This window comes from Actinoplanes sp. NPDC019969 (assembly GCF_055562375.1).
The window spans coordinates 313,751-332,443 of sequence record NZ_JBVHFK010000006.1; the positions used below are offsets into that span (position 1 = coordinate 313,751).

The 18,693-nt window shown below is 71.2% G+C and carries 19 protein-coding genes and 1 pseudogene; 10 read left to right on the plus strand and 10 right to left on the minus strand.

What is annotated here, in order from left to right; all coding sequences use genetic code 11:
- Nucleotides 1–3: 3 nt before the first annotated feature.
- The 5 genes from ACZ3II_RS20130 (at nt 4) to ACZ3II_RS20150 (ending at nt 4,620) form a co-directional block, all read left to right on the plus strand.
- Entirely contained in the window at nt 4–684 is a 681-nt protein-coding gene (locus ACZ3II_RS20130; protein WP_465519182.1) for a monooxygenase, read from the plus strand.
- Nucleotides 681–1,235 (plus strand): GNAT family N-acetyltransferase, encoded by a 555-nt coding sequence (locus tag ACZ3II_RS20135; RefSeq protein ID WP_465519183.1) that lies wholly within the window; start codon nt 681–683, stop codon nt 1,233–1,235. Before ACZ3II_RS20130 ends, ACZ3II_RS20135 begins: the two co-directional genes overlap by 4 nt.
- A 5-nt stretch (nt 1,236–1,240) precedes the next feature.
- On the plus strand, nt 1,241–1,975 hold the full coding sequence (locus tag ACZ3II_RS20140) for a carotenoid biosynthesis protein (RefSeq protein WP_465519184.1): 735 nt from the start codon (nt 1,241–1,243) through the stop codon (nt 1,973–1,975).
- On the plus strand, nt 1,972–3,051 hold the full coding sequence (locus ACZ3II_RS20145; RefSeq protein WP_465519185.1) for a glycosyltransferase family 2 protein: 1,080 nt from the start codon (nt 1,972–1,974) through the stop codon (nt 3,049–3,051). Before ACZ3II_RS20140 ends, ACZ3II_RS20145 begins: the two co-directional genes overlap by 4 nt.
- A 117-nt stretch (nt 3,052–3,168) precedes the next feature.
- The gene (locus ACZ3II_RS20150; protein WP_465519186.1) at nt 3,169–4,620 is read left to right on the plus strand and encodes a phytoene desaturase family protein; all 1,452 of its coding nucleotides are present in this window, start codon (nt 3,169–3,171) and stop codon (nt 4,618–4,620) included.
- Here ACZ3II_RS20150 and ACZ3II_RS20155 read toward each other — a convergent pair.
- The 3 genes from ACZ3II_RS20155 to ACZ3II_RS20165 form a co-directional block, all read right to left on the minus strand.
- Nucleotides 4,597–6,276, minus strand: a complete 1,680-nt coding sequence (locus tag ACZ3II_RS20155; RefSeq protein ID WP_465519187.1) for a substrate-binding domain-containing protein — start codon at nt 6,274–6,276, stop codon at nt 4,597–4,599. The two genes, ACZ3II_RS20150 and ACZ3II_RS20155, sit on opposite strands and share 24 nt — an antisense overlap.
- A 94-nt stretch (nt 6,277–6,370) precedes the next feature.
- The gene (locus tag ACZ3II_RS20160) at nt 6,371–7,129 is read right to left on the minus strand and encodes a class I SAM-dependent methyltransferase (RefSeq protein ID WP_465519188.1); all 759 of its coding nucleotides are present in this window, start codon (nt 7,127–7,129) and stop codon (nt 6,371–6,373) included.
- Between the two features lie 63 nt (nt 7,130–7,192).
- A complete protein-coding gene (locus tag ACZ3II_RS20165) occupies nt 7,193–8,089 on the minus strand; it encodes a LysR family transcriptional regulator (RefSeq protein ID WP_465519399.1) in 897 nt (298 codons plus the stop codon).
- Nucleotides 8,090–8,253: 164 nt separating this feature from the next.
- On the opposite strand from ACZ3II_RS20165, the gene ACZ3II_RS20170 reads away from it, so the two are divergent.
- The 4 genes and pseudogenes from ACZ3II_RS20170 to ACZ3II_RS20185 all read left to right on the plus strand — a co-directional run.
- The gene (locus ACZ3II_RS20170; RefSeq protein WP_465519400.1) at nt 8,254–8,901 is read left to right on the plus strand and encodes a succinate dehydrogenase cytochrome b subunit; all 648 of its coding nucleotides are present in this window, start codon (nt 8,254–8,256) and stop codon (nt 8,899–8,901) included.
- Nucleotides 8,902–8,903: 2 nt separating this feature from the next.
- Complete coding sequence (locus ACZ3II_RS20175; RefSeq protein WP_465519189.1) at nt 8,904–10,853, plus strand: fumarate reductase/succinate dehydrogenase flavoprotein subunit; 1,950 nt, start codon at nt 8,904–8,906, stop codon at nt 10,851–10,853.
- Complete coding sequence (locus ACZ3II_RS20180; RefSeq protein WP_465519190.1) at nt 10,853–11,596, plus strand: succinate dehydrogenase/fumarate reductase iron-sulfur subunit; 744 nt, start codon at nt 10,853–10,855, stop codon at nt 11,594–11,596. The genes ACZ3II_RS20175 and ACZ3II_RS20180 overlap by 1 nt, the downstream gene beginning before the upstream one ends.
- Before the next feature lie 193 nt (nt 11,597–11,789).
- Nucleotides 11,790–11,936: pseudogene (locus tag ACZ3II_RS20185) on the plus strand (SbtR family transcriptional regulator); the annotation flags it as partial.
- A gap of 3 nt (nt 11,937–11,939) precedes the next feature.
- Here ACZ3II_RS20185 and ACZ3II_RS20190 read toward each other — a convergent pair.
- Nucleotides 11,940–12,539 (minus strand): TetR/AcrR family transcriptional regulator, encoded by a 600-nt coding sequence (locus ACZ3II_RS20190; protein WP_465519191.1) that lies wholly within the window; start codon nt 12,537–12,539, stop codon nt 11,940–11,942.
- Nucleotides 12,540–12,592: 53 nt separating this feature from the next.
- Between ACZ3II_RS20190 and ACZ3II_RS20195 the strand changes: the two genes are divergently transcribed.
- The gene (locus ACZ3II_RS20195) at nt 12,593–13,975 is read left to right on the plus strand and encodes an FAD-dependent monooxygenase (RefSeq protein WP_465519192.1); all 1,383 of its coding nucleotides are present in this window, start codon (nt 12,593–12,595) and stop codon (nt 13,973–13,975) included.
- A 16-nt stretch (nt 13,976–13,991) separates the two neighbouring features.
- Here the strand turns inward: ACZ3II_RS20195 and ACZ3II_RS20200 are convergent, their stop codons facing one another.
- The 6 genes from ACZ3II_RS20200 to ACZ3II_RS20225 all read right to left on the minus strand — a co-directional run bounded on the left by ACZ3II_RS20200 (nt 13,992) and on the right by ACZ3II_RS20225 (nt 18,677).
- Entirely contained in the window at nt 13,992–14,819 is an 828-nt protein-coding gene (locus ACZ3II_RS20200) for a glycerophosphodiester phosphodiesterase (RefSeq protein WP_465519193.1), read from the minus strand.
- Between the two features lie 174 nt (nt 14,820–14,993).
- Nucleotides 14,994–16,304, minus strand: coding sequence for an MFS transporter (locus tag ACZ3II_RS20205; protein ID WP_465519194.1), 1,311 nt, complete (start codon nt 16,302–16,304; stop codon nt 14,994–14,996).
- A gap of 157 nt (nt 16,305–16,461) precedes the next feature.
- On the minus strand, nt 16,462–16,950 hold the full coding sequence (locus ACZ3II_RS20210; protein WP_465519195.1) for a hypothetical protein: 489 nt from the start codon (nt 16,948–16,950) through the stop codon (nt 16,462–16,464).
- Nucleotides 16,951–17,112: 162 nt separating this feature from the next.
- Nucleotides 17,113–17,553 (minus strand): HNH endonuclease, encoded by a 441-nt coding sequence (locus ACZ3II_RS20215; protein WP_465519196.1) that lies wholly within the window; start codon nt 17,551–17,553, stop codon nt 17,113–17,115.
- On the minus strand, nt 17,550–17,732 hold the full coding sequence (locus ACZ3II_RS20220) for a hypothetical protein (RefSeq protein WP_465519197.1): 183 nt from the start codon (nt 17,730–17,732) through the stop codon (nt 17,550–17,552). Before ACZ3II_RS20220 ends, ACZ3II_RS20215 begins: the two co-directional genes overlap by 4 nt.
- Before the next feature lie 246 nt (nt 17,733–17,978).
- Nucleotides 17,979–18,677, minus strand: a complete 699-nt coding sequence (locus ACZ3II_RS20225) for a CDP-alcohol phosphatidyltransferase family protein (RefSeq protein ID WP_465519198.1) — start codon at nt 18,675–18,677, stop codon at nt 17,979–17,981.
- Nucleotides 18,678–18,693 lie beyond the last annotated feature (16 nt).

Sequence of the window (18,693 nt, forward strand, 5' to 3'; positions counted from 1 at the left end):
CCGGTGACCGATGACCTGGTCAGCCTGCATGTCTGGCGGATCCCCCGGCGTTCCGTGGGCTCCGCCCTGCTGCGCATGGCGTTCGCCCGCCGCCGTCTCGCGGGGGTCCGTTTCGGCAAATTCCTCGGTACGGGCACCGGCGCCACGTTCGGCCCGGGCGACTCGGATCTGACCCGCTGGGCCGCGATCACCGTGAGCGATCGTCAGGTCCGGTTCCCGGCCTGGGAGTCGATCGCCGAGAGCCATGCCCGCGTCGACCTGGACCCGCTGGTCAGCCGGGGGAAATGGTCGGGTGTGAGCCCTTTCCCGGCAGCGGGAGGGAAGACCGACGGCATGGTGCTGTCGCTCACCCGGGCCCGGCTGCGCCCGACTCGTGCGCTGACGTTCTGGCGGTCGATCCCGCCGGTGGCCCGGGAGATCAGTGCCGCGCCCGGCCTGCTCGCCCGGTTCGGGATCGGGGAGGCGCCGATCGGCTGGCAGGGCACGGTCAGCGTGTGGCGCAGCACGACGGACCTGACCGCGTTCGCGTACCGTCAGCCAGAACACCGCGCGGTGATCGCACGCACCCCCACCGACCGCTGGTACGCCGAGGAGCTCTTCGCCCGTTTCGCGGTGCGGGAGATCAGCGGTGACCGGGGTGTGCTGGGCTGGACCGCCGACGAGAAGGAGCGCACGGAGCGATGAGGCTCGTTGCTTGGCAGCCGGATGACCTGCTGCGCCGGCTCGACGACGTGGTGACCGTCTACGGCGAGGCGATGGGATACCGCAAGGAGTTGCTGCAGACCCGCCGCGGCTACATCGGCTCGCATGTGCGCCGGCCGGGGTTCCGGGCGGTGGCGACGCTGACCGCCGAGGGCAAGGTCGCCGGTTTCGGGTACGGCTACACCTCCGCCCCCGGCCAGTGGTGGCACGACCAGGTGCGGTCGGCGCTGGGCGAGCCGGCCCGCCGGCAGTGGCTGACGGACTGTTTCGAGGTCGTCGAGCTGCATGTGCGCCCGGTCGCGCAGGGTCACGGTGTCGGTGCCAAGCAGTTGCGTGCCCTGCTGGCGATGGCCGACGGCAAGACGGTGCTGCTGTCCACACCGGAGGCCGACGAGCAGGCGTCCCGCGCGTGGCGTCTGTACCGGCGGCACGGTTTCACCGACGTGCTGCGGAACTTCATCTTCCCCGGTGACGAGCGGGCGTTCGCGATTCTCGGCCGGGAGATACCGCTGCCGTCCGAGGGCACGGACTGACACCGTTGCGCAAGGTCCCGTGGGTTCTGCTGGGCGCTCTGATCCTGGCCCAGATCTGTTATCCGCTCACCGACGGTGAGCTGCGCGCCGGACTGACCGTGACGACGGTGCTGATCGGGGTGCTGCTGTCGGTGTCGCACGCGCTGCTGAGCCGGGGCGTGCGCGCCGGGCTGGCGCTGGTCGGGACGGCGACGCTGGGTGGGTTCGCGGTCGAGGCGATCGGTGTGGCGACCGGTTTCCCGTTCGGGACGTACGACTACTCCGGCCAGCTCGGCCCGAAGGTCCTCGGGGTGCCGCTGATCATCCCGCTGGCCTGGACCTGGATGGCCTGGCCGGCCTGGCTGGCGGCGACCCGGGTGGCCCGGGGCCGCGTCCCCCGGATCATGATCGCCGCGGCCGGGCTGGCCGCCTGGGACCTGTTCCTGGACCCGCAGATGGTCGCCGAGGGGTACTGGCGCTGGCACGACCCGGTGCCGGCGCTGCCCGGCGTGCCCGGTGTCCCGATCGGCAACTATCTGGGCTGGCTGGGGTTCGCCTTGCTGCTGATGACGGCCCTGTCGTTCGCCGCGGGATCCGCTTTCGAGAAGCGGGCCGGGGATGGGCCGATGCTCGCGCTGTGGCTCTGGACCTATGCGTCCTCCGTCCTCGCGCATGCCGTCTTCCTCGACCTGCCGGCCTCCGCGGCCTGGGGTGGTCTCCTGATGGGCGGGGCGGTCCTGCCACTGCTGCGGCGGCTATGACGGGCTGGTTCGCGCTGGCGCCGCTGGTGCTGCTCACCGCGCACACCGCGGTCAACGCCGTGCTGCTGCGCCGCCCGCGCCGGGGCAGGACGACGTGCGAGCGGGTCGCCGTCCTGCTGCCGCTGCGCGACGAGGCGGACCGGGTCACGCCGTGCCTGGAGTCCCTGCTGGCGCAGCGGGGCGTGGCGGACCTGACCATCCACGTCCTCGACGACGATTCGACCGACGGCACGGCCGATGTGGTGCGGGCGGTCACCGCCGGGGACGCGCGGGTGCGGCTGATCACCGGCACGCCGCCGCCGGACGGCTGGCTCGGCAAACCGAACGCCTGCCGGCGGCTCGCCGACGACGCCGGGGACGCGGACGTGCTGGTCTTCGTGGACGCCGACGTGGTCCTGGCGCCGGACGCCGTCGCGGGGGCGGTGACGCTGCTGCGGGACAGCGGGGTGACGTTGCTGTCGCCGTACCCGAAGATCGTGGGTTCCGGGCGTCTCGTCCAGCCGCTGTTGCAGTGGTCGTGGCTGACGTTCCTGCCGCTGCGCGCGATGGAACGCTCGCCGCGCCCGTCCCTGGCCGCCGCCGGTGGGCAGTGGCTGGTCACCGACCGGGCCGGCTATCAGCGGGCGGGCGGGCACGCGGCGGTCCGCGGCGACGTCCTGGAGGACATCGGCCTGGCGCGGGCGGTCAAACGGTCCGGCGGCCGGATCGCCCTCGCCGACGGCTCGGGCCTGGCCACCTGCCACATGTACGGGTCCTGGCGCGAGCTCGCGGACGGTTACGGCAAATCCCTGTGGGCGTCCTTCGGGTCGGCGGCGGGTGCGGGCGCCGTCGTGGTCCTTCTTCTCGCGTTGTACGCCGTACCCGCGCTGTTCCTCCTCTCCCCCTGGCCTGCCGTCGCCCTCTCGGCGCTTCTGCTCGGCGTGACCGGCCGCCTGATCAGCGCGGCGGCGACCGGCGGCCGGCTGCTCGACGCGTTCGCGCACCCGCTCTCGGTGGTTCTGTTCGCCTGGCTGGTGGCCCGTTCCTTCCACCTGCGGCGCACCGGCCGCCTGTCCTGGCGCGGCCGGGCGCTCTGACCGGACGCCTCGCGCGAAAGGCGCGTTTCGGTGGCAACCCCGGCCGGACCCCGCGCTGTCACGGGCGGGAGGTGTGGTTCGGTGGGACTCCGACGGCGTACAGGATAGGAATTGACCGTGAGTGACATCGTGGTGATCGGAGCCGGGGTCGGCGGCATGGCCGCGGCTCTGCGGCTGGCGTCGTCGGGACATCGGGTGACCGTTTTCGAACGCGCGGCGCGGCCCGGGGGGAAACTCGCGGTGTTCGAGCGGGACGGCTACCGCTTCGACACCGGGCCGAGCCTGCTGACGCTGCCGCAGGTGTTCGAGGAACTGGGCCTGGACCTGCGGCCGGAACCGCTGGACCCGGTGGTGCGGCACGTCTTCCCGGACGGGGTGGTGCTCGACTCGTCGTCCGATCACGGTGTCTTCCTGGAGCGGATCGCGGCGGCGCTGGGCGGGGACGCGGCGGCCGATTGGGATCGGTTCTGGCGGCGGGCGGCACGCATCTGGCAGGCCTCGTGGGGATCGGTGCTGCAACAGCCGGTGACGGCGGCGTCGCTGGCCCGGCTGTCCTGGCGGCTCGGTGATCTCGCGGCGATCGCGCCGGGCCGGTCGCTGCGCGCGCTGGGCCGCCGGCACCTGCGCGATCCGCGGCTGCGGATGATGCTGGACCGCTACGCCACCTACACCGGCACGGATCCGCGCCGGGCGCCCGCCGCACTGGCCGCGATCCCCTACGCGGAACTCACCCACGGTGGCTGGTACCTGCCGGGCGGTCTCGGCACGATCGCCACGGCGTTGCACGCCAAGTGCCTTGCCGCGGGGGTACGGGTGAGCCTCGGCGCCGAGGTCACCGGCATCGAGGCGGACACCGCGGTCCGCGGGGTGCGCCTGGCCTCGGGCGGGTTCGTGCCCGCCGACGTGGTCGTGTCGAATGTGGACGCCGTGTCGCTCTACCGGGATCTGCTTCCCGCGCCGAAACCGCTGACCCGGCTGGCGGACCGCAGTCTCGCCGGGTTCGTGCTGCTGCTCGGGGTGCGCGGGCACACGCCGGAACTCGCCCACCACACGGTGTTCTTCCCGCGCCGCTACGACGCCGAGTTCGACGCGATCTTCCCCGGGCCGGGGCGGCGGGCCCGGCCGGTGCCGGATCCGGCGGTGTTCGTGACCCGGGCCGACGATCCGGCGGTCCGGCCGGACGGTCACGAGGCGTGGTTCGTGCTGGTCAACGCGCCACGGCACGGGTCGGCGTGGTCCGCTGTGGACTGGCGGCGGCCGGGGCTGGCCGACGCGTACGCCGGCCATGTCCTGGACGTGCTGGCCCGGCGCGGCCTGGACGTGCGGGATCGGCTGGCGTTCACGGAGGTCCGGACGCCGGCCGACCTGGCGGAGGCGGCGGCCGCGCCGGGCGGGTCGATCTACGGCACCGCGGGCGGGCTGCTGCGGCCCGGCAACCGCGGGCCGGTCGACGGGCTGTTCCTGGTCGGCGGTTCGGTGCATCCGGGTGGTGGGCTGCCGATGGTCACCCTCTCCGCCCGGATCGCCGCCGAGCTGATCGAGAACTCAGGACGGGGTACGGGCCGCTAGGAAGGCCTTGGCCATGGCGGAGGCCAGGTCGGCCGGGTCACGGGCGGCGATGGCCTGACCGCCGGTGGCCTTGGCCATGCCCTGCAGGGCGGCCATGTTGGCGTCCGGCCCGTAACCGACGGCGATGATCGGCACCGGCTTGGCCGGGTCCCGGCCGGCGTTGAGCCGCTTCAGGAACTCCTGATTCGACATCGCGAACCGGGTGCCACCGTCGGCGCCGTCGGTGAGCACCACGACCACCGACGGCCGGTCGGCCTGGGCCTTGCCGCGCAGGAAGTCGACCCCGTCGAGGACGCTCTGGTAGAGCGGCGTCCCGGCGGACGGCACCGGACGGTACGAGCTGATCTTGCCGACCAGGCTCTGGCGCCGGGCGTTGCCGTCGGCGGTGTCGGTGAGGTCGCCGAAGCCGACCTCCTCGGTGTGGGCGGGACTGTTCGCCGAGGCCGCGCCGAAGTACCACATGCCGATCCGGGTGTCCTCGTCGAACAGACCGGCCGCGACCGACCCGGACTCGCGCAGCAGGGACGCCTTGGTGGCCGTACCCTTGCCGATCTTCTCGTTCATCGAGCCGGAGGCGTCGATCAGGAGCAGCACCTGGAAGGCCAGGTCCTGGAACTGCGCCCACTGTTTGGCCGGGGTCAGCAGGCCCGCGCCGGACTCGGGCAGGCGGGCGCCGCCGGCGGTCGGCTCGGTGCGGAAACCGGCGTCGCTGACGGCCTGCTTGCTGATCGCCGCGCGCAGCTGCTCGGCCAGGCCGCTCTTCACACCGGTGCGGATCGCGTACGGGTAGTCCGCCTCGATCTGACCGTCGGCCGGGACCGCGCCGACGAGCGGCACCTTGTAACCGCCCTTGCGGTAGACGGCGAGCTGCTGCTCGGCCACCGGGAAGACACCGATCTGGTACGTCGCCTTCACCGCGTCGGACTCCTCGGCCAGCCGGGCGATCAGGGTGGCAGGGTCGGCCGCCGCCACCGTCATCCGGCTGCGCAGGGTGAGCGCCCGCAGCTGGGCGATGCCGGGGTCCTTCGTGGTCAGCGCGGTCGCGGCCTGCACGCCGTGGACGCTGAGCAGCCCGGCGGTCGTCCGCAGCGGGTTGCTCATGGTGACGAGCGGGATGCGGCCCTCGGTGATCGCCTCGGTCACCGCGACCCAGCTGGTCCTGCCGTCCTTGACGAACTGGCCGGTGATGGACTCCGGCGCGGCCAGGACGATCGGGGACCAGGCGAGGGTGGCGCCGGAGGTCCGGTAGACGAGCCGGCGCTCCTCGGCGATCCGCAGCCAGGCCGTCGACGACGGCACCCAGACGTCCGGCTTGCCGCCCGACTCCAGGGTGACGCCGGGCTCCTCGGCCCGCACCAGGATCGGCGCACAGCGCTGCCCGGCCGGTTTGAGGGTGTCCGCGGCGGCCCGGATCACCGGCTCGATCTCGGGGGCGGCGGCCACCGTGAGCTGAGGGTCGGGGCAGGGGGCGACGCTGGGCTGCGTCGCCGAGGGCACCGGCCCGGAGCTGGGCTGAGCGGCCGTCCGGGACGTTCCGTTGCTCATCAGCCGCCAGGCGACACCGCCGGCGACCAGCAGGACCACAATCACCAGGGCCGCGGAGAGCAGGACCCGGCTCCGGGCCTGCGGTGGCTCTGGCCACTCGTTGTCGGACATTCCACCTAACCCGTCGTAAGGGGAGGGACGGATGCCTGCCGGATAGTAGTCCGGGATTCATGTCTCGCAATGGTTCGATGTGCAAAGCGGCACATCACGGCAGGATTCGAGGCTCCGCGACGGCGATCACTATCAATTCGCCGTCGGCGCCGAGACCGGGTGGTTCGCGGCCCCAGCCGCCGTACACCTGATCCACCCGGAACCCCGCCGACCGCAGCGACGCGCGCAGCAGGGCCTCGTCCCGGAACCGGAGCGCGGCGGTGCTGCTCAGTTCGAGCCCGTCGTCGAAGTGGTAGTGGTGGACGACCGGAACCACGTCGTCGGCGCCGGCCGGGCCGGCCTCGGTCCACGCCCGCACCATCGAGCCGTCGGTCAGCACGATCGGCCGCTCGGTGCCGGCGCGGGTCCAGTCCTGCCAGGGCCGGGCCGCCGGATCCGGGCTGTCGAAGATCAGCCGCCCGTCGGTGACCAGGGCGTCGCGCAGGGCGTGCAGCGCGCCGTTCCACTCGTCGTCGGTGACCAGGTGCGGGGCGACATGCCGGGTCATGAACGCGGCGTCGAACGATCGCGGCGGCAGGTCCTCGAACGAGCCCTGGATCCACCGGACCCGGGCGGCGCCGGGCTTGCGGCGGGCCGCGTCGAGCACCGGGCCGGCCGGGTCGACAGCGGTCACCTCGTGACCGGCCTCGGCCATCGCGATCGCCAGGCGGCCGGTGCCGCAGCCGAGGTCGAGGACCCGCGGCGCCATCCGGTCGGCGAGGATTCGCAGGAAGAAGTCGTCCTCCCAGCCCAGGAGGCGTTCGGCGTCGTACACCTCGACGAGGCGGGGGTCCCGGTACTCACCGTGCCACACACTGGGAGCCTAGACGCGCGGTAACCACTCCACCACCCGAAGTGGACAGTCGTCTCCCGCTCCTCACAGCGAGGCGCTGTGCTCGATGATCACCTCGCGCAGCGCGGCGGCCGCGTGCGGCAGCACCGCGCCACGGCGGTGGGCCAGCGCGATGGTCCGGCGCATCCCGGGCGGGGCGAGCGGGGTGGCGCGCAGCAACGGCCGGTTGGCGAGCACCATGCTCGGCACCACCGCGACCCCGAGGCCGGCCTCGACGAAGGCCAGCACGGCGTCCATCTCGCCGCCCTCGACGGCGAACTTCGGGGTGAACCCGGCCCGCTCGCAGGCGTGCAGGGTGACGTCGCGGATGTCGTACCCCACCCGGAACATCACCATCGGGGTGTGCCGGAGCTCGGCGAGGTCGAGCTGACGGGCCACCGTCAACGGTGGGCCGGACGCGACCGAGGCCACCACCAGGCTCTCCCGCAGCAGCTCGGTCGCCTCCAGGGACGGATCCACGCCGGACTCGGGCGAGACGATCAGGGCCAGGTCGAGGGCGTGGGCGAGCAGGCTGTCGATCAGGTCCTGCGAGCTGCCCTCGCTCACGTGCAGCTGGATGGCGGGATGATCGGCCCGGTAGGCGCGCAGCACCGGCGGCACCAGGGAGGAGCACAGGCTCGGGGTGGCGCCCAGCCGGATCTCGCCGCGCCGCAGCCCCACGATGTCGGCGACCGCGTCCCGCGCCGCGTCGGCGTCCGCGATCATCCGCTGCGCCAGTGGGAGCAGAGTTTCGCCTGCGACGGTGAGGGTCACCCCGCCGCGGATGCGCTCGAAGAGCGGCGCGCCGAGTGAGGTTTCCAGGGTGTGAATCTGCTTACTCAGCGTCGGTTGCGATACGCCCATTTCGTCCGCCGCTTGGGTGAAATGTCGCGTCTCTGCCACCGCTAAGAAGTACCTGAGTTGTTGCAGCTGCACCGTAATAGCTTACCGCTATGGACTCCTCACCGATCATGCATTAGACGAATCGTGCGGGACTTCTTACCGTCCAAGTTGTGGCGGTAGACACTCCTATTCCGAAAACGACGAACGCGGCGGGTGCGACGGCACGCCCCACGCCGCGGAAGTCGGTCCGGCCCTCGTCGGTCATCCTCAAACTGATCATGGCGGTCAGCGGCGCGCTGCTGGTCCTCTTCCTCTTCGCGCACGCGGCCGGCAACCTCAAGATCTTCGTGGGCGAGTCGGACTTCGACCACTACGCGGAATGGCTGCGCGGGCTCGGCACGCCCCTGCTGCCGCACGCGTGGTTCCTCTGGATCCAGCGGGTCGGCCTGCTGGTCGCGATCGGCCTGCACATCTGGGCGGCGACGGCGCTGACCATCCGCGCGAAGAAGGCGCGCCCGGTCAAGTACGCGCACCGGCCGAAGATCCAGGGCAGCTACGCCGCACGCACCATGCGCTGGGGTGGTGTGATCATCGTGCTGTTCGTGATCTACCACATCCTCGACCTGACCACCGGTCACCTGAACCCCGAGGGCGGCGACTCCAACCCGTCCGCCCGGGTGGTGGCGGACTTCGCCCCCGACCGCTGGTACGTGACGCTCTTCTACGTCGTCTCCGTGGTCGCCGTCGGTTTCCACCTGCGGCACGGCATCTGGAGCGCGTTCCGCACGCTGGGCCAGCAGACGACGAAGGGTGAGCGCCGGGCGCAGGCCATCGCGCTGGTCCTCTCGGTCGCGCTGGTCGCGATGTACCTCTCGGTGCCCGTCGCGGTGCTGACCGGATTGGTGGGTTGATCATGAGTGCCAACGACTTCTGGGCCGAGGGCGAGCCCGTCTTCGACAAGGCCGCCCCGGACGGGCCGGTCGAGACCCGCTGGGAGCGCCGCAAGTTCTCCGCCAAGCTGGTCAACCCGGCGAACCGCCGCAAGCTGACCGTGATCGTGGTGGGCACCGGCCTGGCCGGCGGCTCGGCCGCGGCGACCCTGGCCGAGGCCGGGTACAAGGTCAAGTCGTACTGCTACCAGGACAGCCCGCGCCGTGCGCACTCGATCGCCGCGCAGGGTGGCATCAACGCCGCGAAGAACTACCGCAACGACGGCGACTCCGTCTACCGGCTGTTCTACGACACGGTCAAGGGTGGCGACTTCCGCGCCCGCGAGTCCAACGTGTACCGGCTCGCCCAGGTCAGCGTGAACATCATCGACCAGTGCGTGGCCCAGGGCGTCCCGTTCGCCCGTGAGTACGGCGGCCTGCTCGACAACCGCTCGTTCGGTGGCACCCAGGTGTCCCGGACGTTCTACGCCCGGGGCCAGACGGGCCAGCAGCTGCTGCTCGGCGCGTACCAGGCCCTGGAACGCCAGATCGGCCTCGGCAACGTCGAGATGAACGCCCGGCACGAGATGCTCGAGCTGATCATCGTGGACGGCAAGGCCCGCGGCATCGTCGTCCGGGACATGGTCACCGGCGAGATCACCACCGAGTTCGCCGACGCGGTCGTGCTGGCCTCCGGCGGCTACGGCAACGTGTTCTTCCTGTCCACCAACGCCAAGGGCTGCAACGTCACCGCGTCGTGGCGGGCGCACCGCAAGGGCGCGCTGTTCGCGAACCCCTGCTACACGCAGATCCACCCGACCTGCATCCCGGAGTCCGGCTCGCACCAGTCGAAGCTGACCCTGATGTCGGAGTCGCTGCGCAACGACGGCCGGGTGTGGGTTCCGAAGGACGCCAAGGACTGCCAGAAGCCCGCCGGGGAGATCGCGGAGGAGGACCGCGACTACTACCTGGAGCGGATCTACCCGTCGTTCGGCAACCTGGTGCCGCGTGACATCGCGTCGCGTGCCGCCAAGAACGTCTGCGACGAGGGCCGCGGCGTCGGTCCCGGCGGTCTCGGCGTCTACCTGGACTTCGCCGACGCGATCAAGCGGCTGGGCCGCAAGGCGGTCGAGGCGAAGTACGGCAACCTCTTCGAGATGTACGAGCGGATCACGGGCGAGGACCCGTACGAGACGCCGATGCGCATCTACCCCGCCGTGCACTACACGATGGGTGGCCTGTGGGTCGACTACGACCTGCAGTCGACGATCCCCGGTCTGTTCGTGGTGGGCGAGGCGAACTTCTCCGACCACGGCGCCAACCGGCTCGGCGCGTCCGCGCTGATGCAGGGCCTCGCCGACGGCTACTTCGTACTCCCGAACACGATCAGCAACTACCTCGCCGCCGGCCCGTTCCCTGCCGTCTCGGCGTCGGACGCCCCGGTGGTCGAGGCCCGTAAGCAGGTCGAGGACCGGATCGAGAAGTTCCTCTCCATCGACGGCGACCGCACCGTGGACTCGTTCCACCGCGAGCTCGGCCAGATCATGTGGGAGTACTGCGGCATGGAGCGCTCCGAGGAGGGCCTGACCAAGGCCATCGGCCTGATCCGGGCGCTCAAGGAGGAGTTCTGGACCCGGGTGAAGGTGCCCGGTAAGGGCGAGGAGCTCAACCAGAACCTCGAGAAGGCCGGCCGGGTGGCCGACTTCATCGAACTCGGTGAGCTGATGTGCATCGACGCGCTGCACCGGCGTGAGTCGTGCGGCGGTCACTTCCGGGCCGAGTCGCAGACCCCCGACGGCGAGGCGCTGCGCCACGACGACGAGTTCAGCTACGCCGCGGCGTGGGAGTACTTCGGCGCCGACGGCAAGCCGGTCCTGCACAAGGAGGACCTCAACTTCGAGTACGTCCACCCGAGCACGCGGAGCTACAAGTAATGGACATCAAGGTCAGGGTGTGGCGTCAGGCCGGTCCGTCCGCGGCCGGCAAGATGGTCGCCTACGACGTGAAGGGCATCTCCCCCGACGCATCGTTCCTCGAGATGATCGACGTGCTCAACGAGACGCTGATCCTCAACGGTGACGACCCGATCGCGTTCGACCACGACTGCCGCGAGGGCATCTGCGGCATGTGCAGCATGGTCGTCAACGGTGTGGCGCACGGCCCGGAGAAGGCCACCACCGTCTGCCAGCTGCACATGCGCAAATTCAAGGACGGCGACACGATCGACGTCGAGCCGTGGCGTGCCGCCGCCTTCCCGGTCATCAAGGACCTGGTCGTCGACCGCAGCGCCTTCGACAAGATCATTCAGGCCGGCGGTTACATCACCGTGCCGACCGGCACCGCGCCGGACGCCCACGCCACGCCGGTGCCCAAGAAGGACGCCGACGCCGCGTTCGAGGCGGCCACCTGCATCGGCTGCGGCGCCTGCGTGGCCGCCTGCCCGAACGGCTCGTCGATGCTGTTCACCGCCGCGAAGATCACCCACCTCGGCCTGATGCCGCAGGGCCAGCCGGAACGCGACAGCCGCGTCCTCGACATGCTCCAGGCGCAGGACGACGCCGGCTTCGGCGGCTGCACCAACGCCGGCGAGTGCACCACGGTCTGCCCGAAGGGCATCCCGCTGAGCCTCATCGGCCGCCTGAACAGCGACTACCGCAAGGCGGTCAGCAAGCGCTGATCGCCAGAGCGACTCCAGGTATCGGGCACAACGGCGTGTCCGGTACCCGGCTTCTTCGGATGCCCGGCACAACGGCGTGCCGGGCTTCCGGTTTTCCAGGGGTACGGTTCCACCCCGGCTGGTTCTCAGGGCTGTCTCGAACACCCGGAGACAGCCCTGAGAACCAGCCGGATCGCGAGGTCAGGCCGCGACGGCCGGGACGGTGGCGGCGGGCGTGCGGCTGCCCGAGGTGATGGCGCTGCTGGTCAGCGTGTGCCAGGGCGCGCTGCACGGGGGGTGGGACGCGGAGCTGCGTACCCGTACCCTCGCCGTCGTCTTCGCGGGCCTGGCCCGCTCCTGATCCTCAGTCTTTGATCTTGTCGCCACCCAGGCCGCTGTGCAGGAAGGTGGCGAGGGTCTCGATCATCTCCTCCTCGCCGGCGGTGGGGCCGCTGCCGGCGAACCAGGCCGACGCCGCCGCGGACATCGTCGTGGTGATCAGTGACGCCGCGACCAGCGGATCACCGGGCAGGTCCAGACCGGTGAGGTGACCGGCGATGTGGTGCAGGTCGGGCTCCATCAACTCGCGGGCGCGCCGCGCGAAACCCTCGTCGATGATCGCCGCCTGATGGAGAGCGTTCAGAACCGGGCCGTGCCGGCGGTGGAAGTCCCAGTACATCGCGATGTGCCAGCGGACCGCCGCCCGGTCCCGGAAGTCGTCGGGGTGATTGCCCGGATCGATGGTCGCGTCGTTCTCCGCCAGCAGGTCCGCCAGCAGCTCGACGAGCAGCGCCTCCTTGCCGGCGAAATGCTTGTAGAACGACCCGGTCGCCCGGCCGGCCTCGGCGGTGATGTCCGTGATCTTGGCGTTCAGGTAGCCCACCCGCTGGAACACCCGGATCGCAGCCGCCTTCAACTCCGCCTCGGTCTGCGCCGCCTGCTCCTTGCGCGTGCCAACCACCACTGCTGCCCCCTTTCGGCCTTGACCGAGGCTATCAACCGACCTATGGTGAATTCATGTTCACTGAATCCGAATTCACCGTCATCGCCGGCGCGGGGCCGACCGGTCTCGTCCTGGCCCGTCAGCTGGAGCGCCACGGCGTGCCCTACCGGATCGTCGAGCAGTCGGCGCAGCCGTTCACCGGCTCCCGGGGCAAGGGCCTGCAGCCCCGCACGCTGGAGGTGCTTGACGACCTGGGGCTGATCGACCGGTTCCTGGCGGCCGGCGGCGACTATCCGGTCCTGCGCGCGCACGTGCCAGGCGGCGGCAACCACGACTTCCGCCTCGACGAGCTGCGCGCCCCCACGGATGCCGTCCCCTATCCCAACGGGCTGATGGTCCCGCAGTGGCGCACCTGCGAGCTGCTCGCCGAGGGCATTCCGGTCGAGTTCGGCGTCGGCGTCACCGGCTTCACCGACACCGGCGACGGGGTGCGGGTCACCCTCGACACCGGCGAGGTCATCGACGCGCGTCATCTGGTCGGCGCCGACGGCGGCCGCAGCACGATCCGCAAGCTGCTCGGTGTGGCGTTCGAGGGCTCCACTCACGAGGAGGAGCGCCTGCTGATCGCCGACGTCCGGCTGACCGGGCTCGACCGCGAGTTCTGGCACGTGTGGCCGGGCGAGGGCGAGCGGTCGTTCCGGCTCGGCCTGTGCCCGCTGGCCGGCACCGACTGGTTCCAGCTGACCGCGCCTCCGTCCACACAGTCCGTCGAGGAGCTGGTCGCCGCCGTCGATCCGTCGATCACCATCACCGAGATCGGCTGGACCTCGGAATACCGGGCGAACATCCGGCTGGCGTCCCGCTTCCGCAGCGGCAACGTCTTCCTCGCCGGCGACGCGGCACACGTGCACTCCCCGGCCGGCGGGCAGGGCCTCAACACCGGCGTGCAGGACGCTTACAACCTCGGCTGGAAGATCGCCACCGGCAGCTCCACGATCCTCGACACCTACGAGGAGGAGCGTCTCCCGGTCGCCGCGGACGTGCTCGGCATCAGCACCCGCCTGCACCAGCGTCACGTCGACGGCGCCGAGGACGCCCTACGCCGCGACGACCCCGCGCTCCGTCAGCTGTCCCTGCACTACCGCGGCGCCTCCCTGGCCGCCGACCACCGGACGCTTCCCGGCGCGGTCCGCGCCGGCGACCGCGCCCCCGACGCCCGCACCGCCGCGGGCCGCGTCTTCGACCTGCTCCGCGGCCCGCACGCCACTCTGCTGGCCTTCCACTGGACGGCGCTGCTGCCCGACCTGCCGGTTCCCGTGCACCACGTCTCCGAGGCCGCCGCGACGTACGACGCGACCGGCCCGGCTCTCTTCCTGATCCGCCCGGACAACTACGTCGGCTGCGTCACCACCGATCCCGCCGACGTCCTGGCCTACCTCAAGCAGATCGCCCTCTGACCGGCCGGCTCCTCGGTCAGGCCGTGCAGAGGGTTCCGGTCTGCTGGGTCAGCCACACGCGGTACTCCCTGGGGTAACTGGTGAACACCCGGGCCGGACCGGTCGCCAGCACCGCCGCCCACTGGGCGTGGTTCGCACTCGCCGCGGCCGGCGGCTCCGTCCAGGCGACGCTGTCGGTCCACTTCGGGCGGCCGGTCAGCACGGCGGCGAGCCCGAGCGCGGTCGCTCGCGTCTTCAGCTCGGCGGCGACCGCGGCGTCGTTCGAGTACATGGTGATGACCTGCCCCGCGTACCGCTCCTGCACCGGAGCGAGCAGTTCCGACCAGGCGCGCGTCTTGATCGCGGCATCGCTGTTCAGCAGCGACTGCTTGGCCTCACCCTTCACTTCCAAGTAGGCGTTGAGCCCGTTGGCCTTCGCCGAGTTCAACCATTCCCGCAGCGTGTAGACGGTCTGCCCGGCGTACGGGCCGACCTCGATGGTGCGCCCGGACAGCTTGTCGGCGCCGGACGCCCACCACAGATCAGTGATGTTCGCCGAGGTGCCGGTCAGCTTGCCGGTGGAGGTGTTGTGCCACATGACCGCCTTGGTGCCGTCCCGGGTGAGCTGGACGTCCGCCTCCACCCCGTCCGCACCCCAGCTGCGCTGGTCGCCGAGGCCCTTCGGGTGGTTCGGCTGGCGCACCTTGTCAAGGTTGTACGGAACGCCGTTGGTCGGATATCCCCCGTGCCCGTAGACCTCCGGGCAGGCCGGCAGCGCGGCAGCGGCCGGCCCCGCCGCCGGAACCACTGTCGCCGCAGCGGCGGCCAGCATGACGGCGAACATGGTCGGGCCTTTGCGGTGCATTCTCAAGTTCTCACTCCAGGATCGACAGCGGTGTGATCGAGATTAGTCGAAGTCTTCAGCCGGTCGTCAGGATCGTCTCCGCACCCACCGTCGGCGCCGTTCTCCTGGCTGCCCCCGGGCACATGAGAACCAGTCGCAGAGTGGACGGTGGTCTTCAGGAAGCCGGAATCGAGGTCACCGGAGATGACGTCGGGTCAGGAGGACGGTGACGAGGACGAGGATCGCGCCGGTGGCGAGGACGAGGCGGTCGCTGATGTGGACCAGGGCCGCGCCGAGGGGGATGGCGATCGCGATCGGGCCGAAGACGGCCGTGTTGCTGGTGGCGGCGACGCGGCCCAGCAGGTGGGCGGGTGTTCCGGTCTGCACGGCGGTCACCGCGGCGATCAGCGCCCACACCAGGCCGATGCCGGCCAGCACATTTCCGGCGATCATGGTCGGCCACCAGGGCAGCGTCCAGAAGACGCAGGCCGCCGCGAAGACCGCCGCGCCGATCGCCCCGACCCGTGCCGCTGACGTCCGGGCGAGGAGGCGGCCCACCACGAGACCGGCGATCAGGGAGCCGGCGCCCTGGGCACTGGACAGGATGCCGAGATGGGTGGCGGGGAGGCGCAGGTCGTCGACGAGCCGGGACAGTACGGCCGCATTGGTCAACCCGGAGACCGCGATCGCTACGGTCGCCAGCAGGACCGGGGTCCGTAGCGGTTCACGCATCAACAGGACCAGCCCCTGCCGGACGCTGCTCCAGCCCAGCGTCACCCGCTTCCCCGGAGCCGCCGCCTCGGCGTGATCCGCCTTCATCGGCTCGTCGGGCCGCATCCCATGCCTCTCCCCGACCGGCCCGGGCCGCTCCGCTCTCATCGGCTCGTCGGGCCGCACCGGCTTCTCGTCCGCTGGCCTGCGGGTTTGCGCGAGATCGCTTGGCACGGCGGAGGATGCGGGCATCAGGGTGATGAAGGCGTACAGGATGGCGCTGAGCAGGGGCAGCGCGGCGCAGAGCAGAATCACCGGGCGGGGGCCGGCGGATGCGTAGAGGGCCGCGCCGGCCAGTGGGGCCAGGAGCTTCATGCCTTCCTGGGCGCTGGATCGCCAGCCGTTGACGTCGCCGAGAAGCCGGGTGGGCAGGGTCGCCGGGAGCAGCGCCGACTCGCCGGCGTCGGAGAGGACGTAGCCGATGCCACGGATCAGCATGACCGCGTAGATCAGCCAGGTCTGACCCGCGTTGCCGACAGCGAGCAGGCTCAGCATCGTCAGCCCGAGGATGATCTCGGTGCAGACCAGCAGGGTACGGCGGGGGAAACGGTCGACCAGCGCGCCCAGCCAGGGGGCGGCCAGGCTGGGCGCGTAGATACCGAGGGCGCCGAGTGCGGCGAGACCGGCGTTTCCGGTCAGGTCGAGGATCCAGATGCCGGCGGCCAAGGTCATGGCGGTGCCACCGAAACCGGACAGGACCGAGATCAGTACGAAGAGAGCCGCGTTACGTCGCATGCCGTACTCCCACCTCTCGGCCGTGCCACAGGGCCGACTCACAAGACTGAGCCTTGTCGGCTCATATCTTGGCGGGCGACAGGAATAGACGTCAACTGGTAGTTGCGGCGGCGGCACACCACAAGGGACAGCCACCAGGGCACCGAAAGTGGCTGGGCTATGGGCGGGTGGCGGCTTCGCGCAGGTGATCGACGGCGGCGCGCAAGGGGGCCGGGAGGGCGGGGACGTCCGGGGCGGCGAGGTCGGTCAACGCGGCGGTGACCAGGTCGAAGAGGGCGCCGGCAGGGGCGTCGGGGGCGGCGGCCAGGGTTTCGCGAACCAAGGGAGCGCGAGTGAACCGGTGATCCCAGCGGCGGTCGGCGCCGATGCGGCGGTGCAGGTCGGTGGCGCGGCGGCGGAGTTCTGGGGCGGCGGGACCGTACCCCTCGTCAAGCTCTTGGCGCTGCGACCGCAAGGCGCGGTCGGCTGCCGTGGCGAGGCGATGCCGGCGTTGCTCGGCGGCCTGGCGGCTGGACAGACCGAGCGCGGCGGCGATCTCCGGCCAGGTGGCGCCGTCTCGCCGGGCACGGTCGATCGTCTCCAGCTCCTCGGCGTCGAGGCGGGACCGCCGGGCCTGGATGTCACGAAGAGCTTCCAGATCAACCACCGTCACAGCCTATCTGACTGTCAACGTTTTGTTGACATGGAGAGGTGGCCAGATCGCGCCAGCATCCGGCTGGTGTCGGGGTTCGCCGGGAAGAGAGCGGCCGGCGGGTCCCCGTGTAAACCCGCCGACCGCCCGTTCAGGAAAGACCGAAGGAAATGCCGGTCAGTGGAAGGACGCGGTCCAGACCGGAGCGAACGGCGTCGTACGCAGTGGCATGCGGGCCTCGGCAGGGGTGCGGTCGCCCTTGCGGTTGTTGCACCGGCCGCAGGCCGCCACCGTGTTGAGCCATTCGTTGCGGCCGCCACGCGAACGCGGCAGGACGTGGTCGATGGTCGAGGCGGCGTCGCCGCAATAGGCGCACCTCCGCCCGTCCCGCACCAGCACACCGGCCCGCGACCAGCCCGGACCGCGGCCACGCCGCCACCGCGTGACGACGTAGGACACCAGCCGCACCACGGTCGGCACCGGATAGACCCCGATCCGGGTGTCCGGCTGGGCCTCGTGCACCACGGCGACCTGACGGAACAGCATCCGGATCGCGTGCCGGAGGCTGACCCGGTGCAGCGGTCCGCAGTCGGCGTTCAGAACCAGAACCGCACTCATTTCATCACCCCCGGAAAATCATTTGCGAAATAGGGAATCCACAGCTCAGGGGCGTTCCTCCCCCGGCAGATCCGCTGAGGAGAAAAATAGGCGCGCCATCGACCACCGACAACCGAATAAACGATCACCGGATAGGAGTCGATCATCGGGCTCATGGCCGGGTCTTCCGAGTTGCTCACGATCGCCTCCGCAATCCCTCGGCGGCGGTGGGCGCATGGCCTGACGATCTTCAGACGCCGACCGCCGGAATCGGCCGCAACTCGGGATCTTGTGGGTCTGGCATCGGCCGGCGGGACCAAGGCGGGCCGCGTCGGCCATGGAACCAGGGCGAACCGCCTGGACCGGCGGAGCTGAGGCGGACCGCGCGGGCCAGTGGGGCCAGGGCGAACCGTCTGGGCCAGCGGGGCTGAGGCGGGTCGTGCGGGTCAGCGGAGGGCGGCGCGGACTGCATGGGCCAGCTGGGCCAGGCCGATCAGCTGCAGGATCAGCCAGACGGCAGTGGCGACGACCAGCACCAGGACGGTCCAGCTGGGGATGATCAGGGCAGCGAGGGCGGCCACGATGCAGCCGGTGATGGTGACCGCGGCGCGGGTGGGCCGTTCGCCGACGGTGACGACGCCGATGTCGGGCATGCCGGCGGTGGTGGCGCGGGCACGAACGTACTCGTGCAGCCAGCTCGCCGCACCGGCGCAGACCGTGAGCCAGCCGGGGACGCCGGCCACCCAGAAGGCGGTCAGCCAGGCCATCTCGCCGAGGCGGTCGGCGACCGAGTCGTACACGAAACCGGTTCGGGTGACCCGTCCGGTGACCACCGCGACCGCACCGTCGAGGCCGTCCGCGGCGGCTGCGAGCAGCACCAGCACCGCACCGATGGCGAGACCGGGTGGGCCGGCCAGCGCCGCGAGCGGCACGGCCAGGCAGAGCGCGAGACCGGCGAGGGTCACGGCGAGCGGCCCCACCCGGTTGCGGCCGAGCCAGGAGCCGATCCGGTACGCCCCTCGCACCCACCCCCGCACCACCAGCGACGCCTGCCGCGGATCGAATCCGCCGTGCAGCCTCGACCATGCCACCGCGTACTCATCCCAGGTCAGGCCCGCCTCGACATCTCCTCCGATGACTGGCATATCCGACATGGCGGAG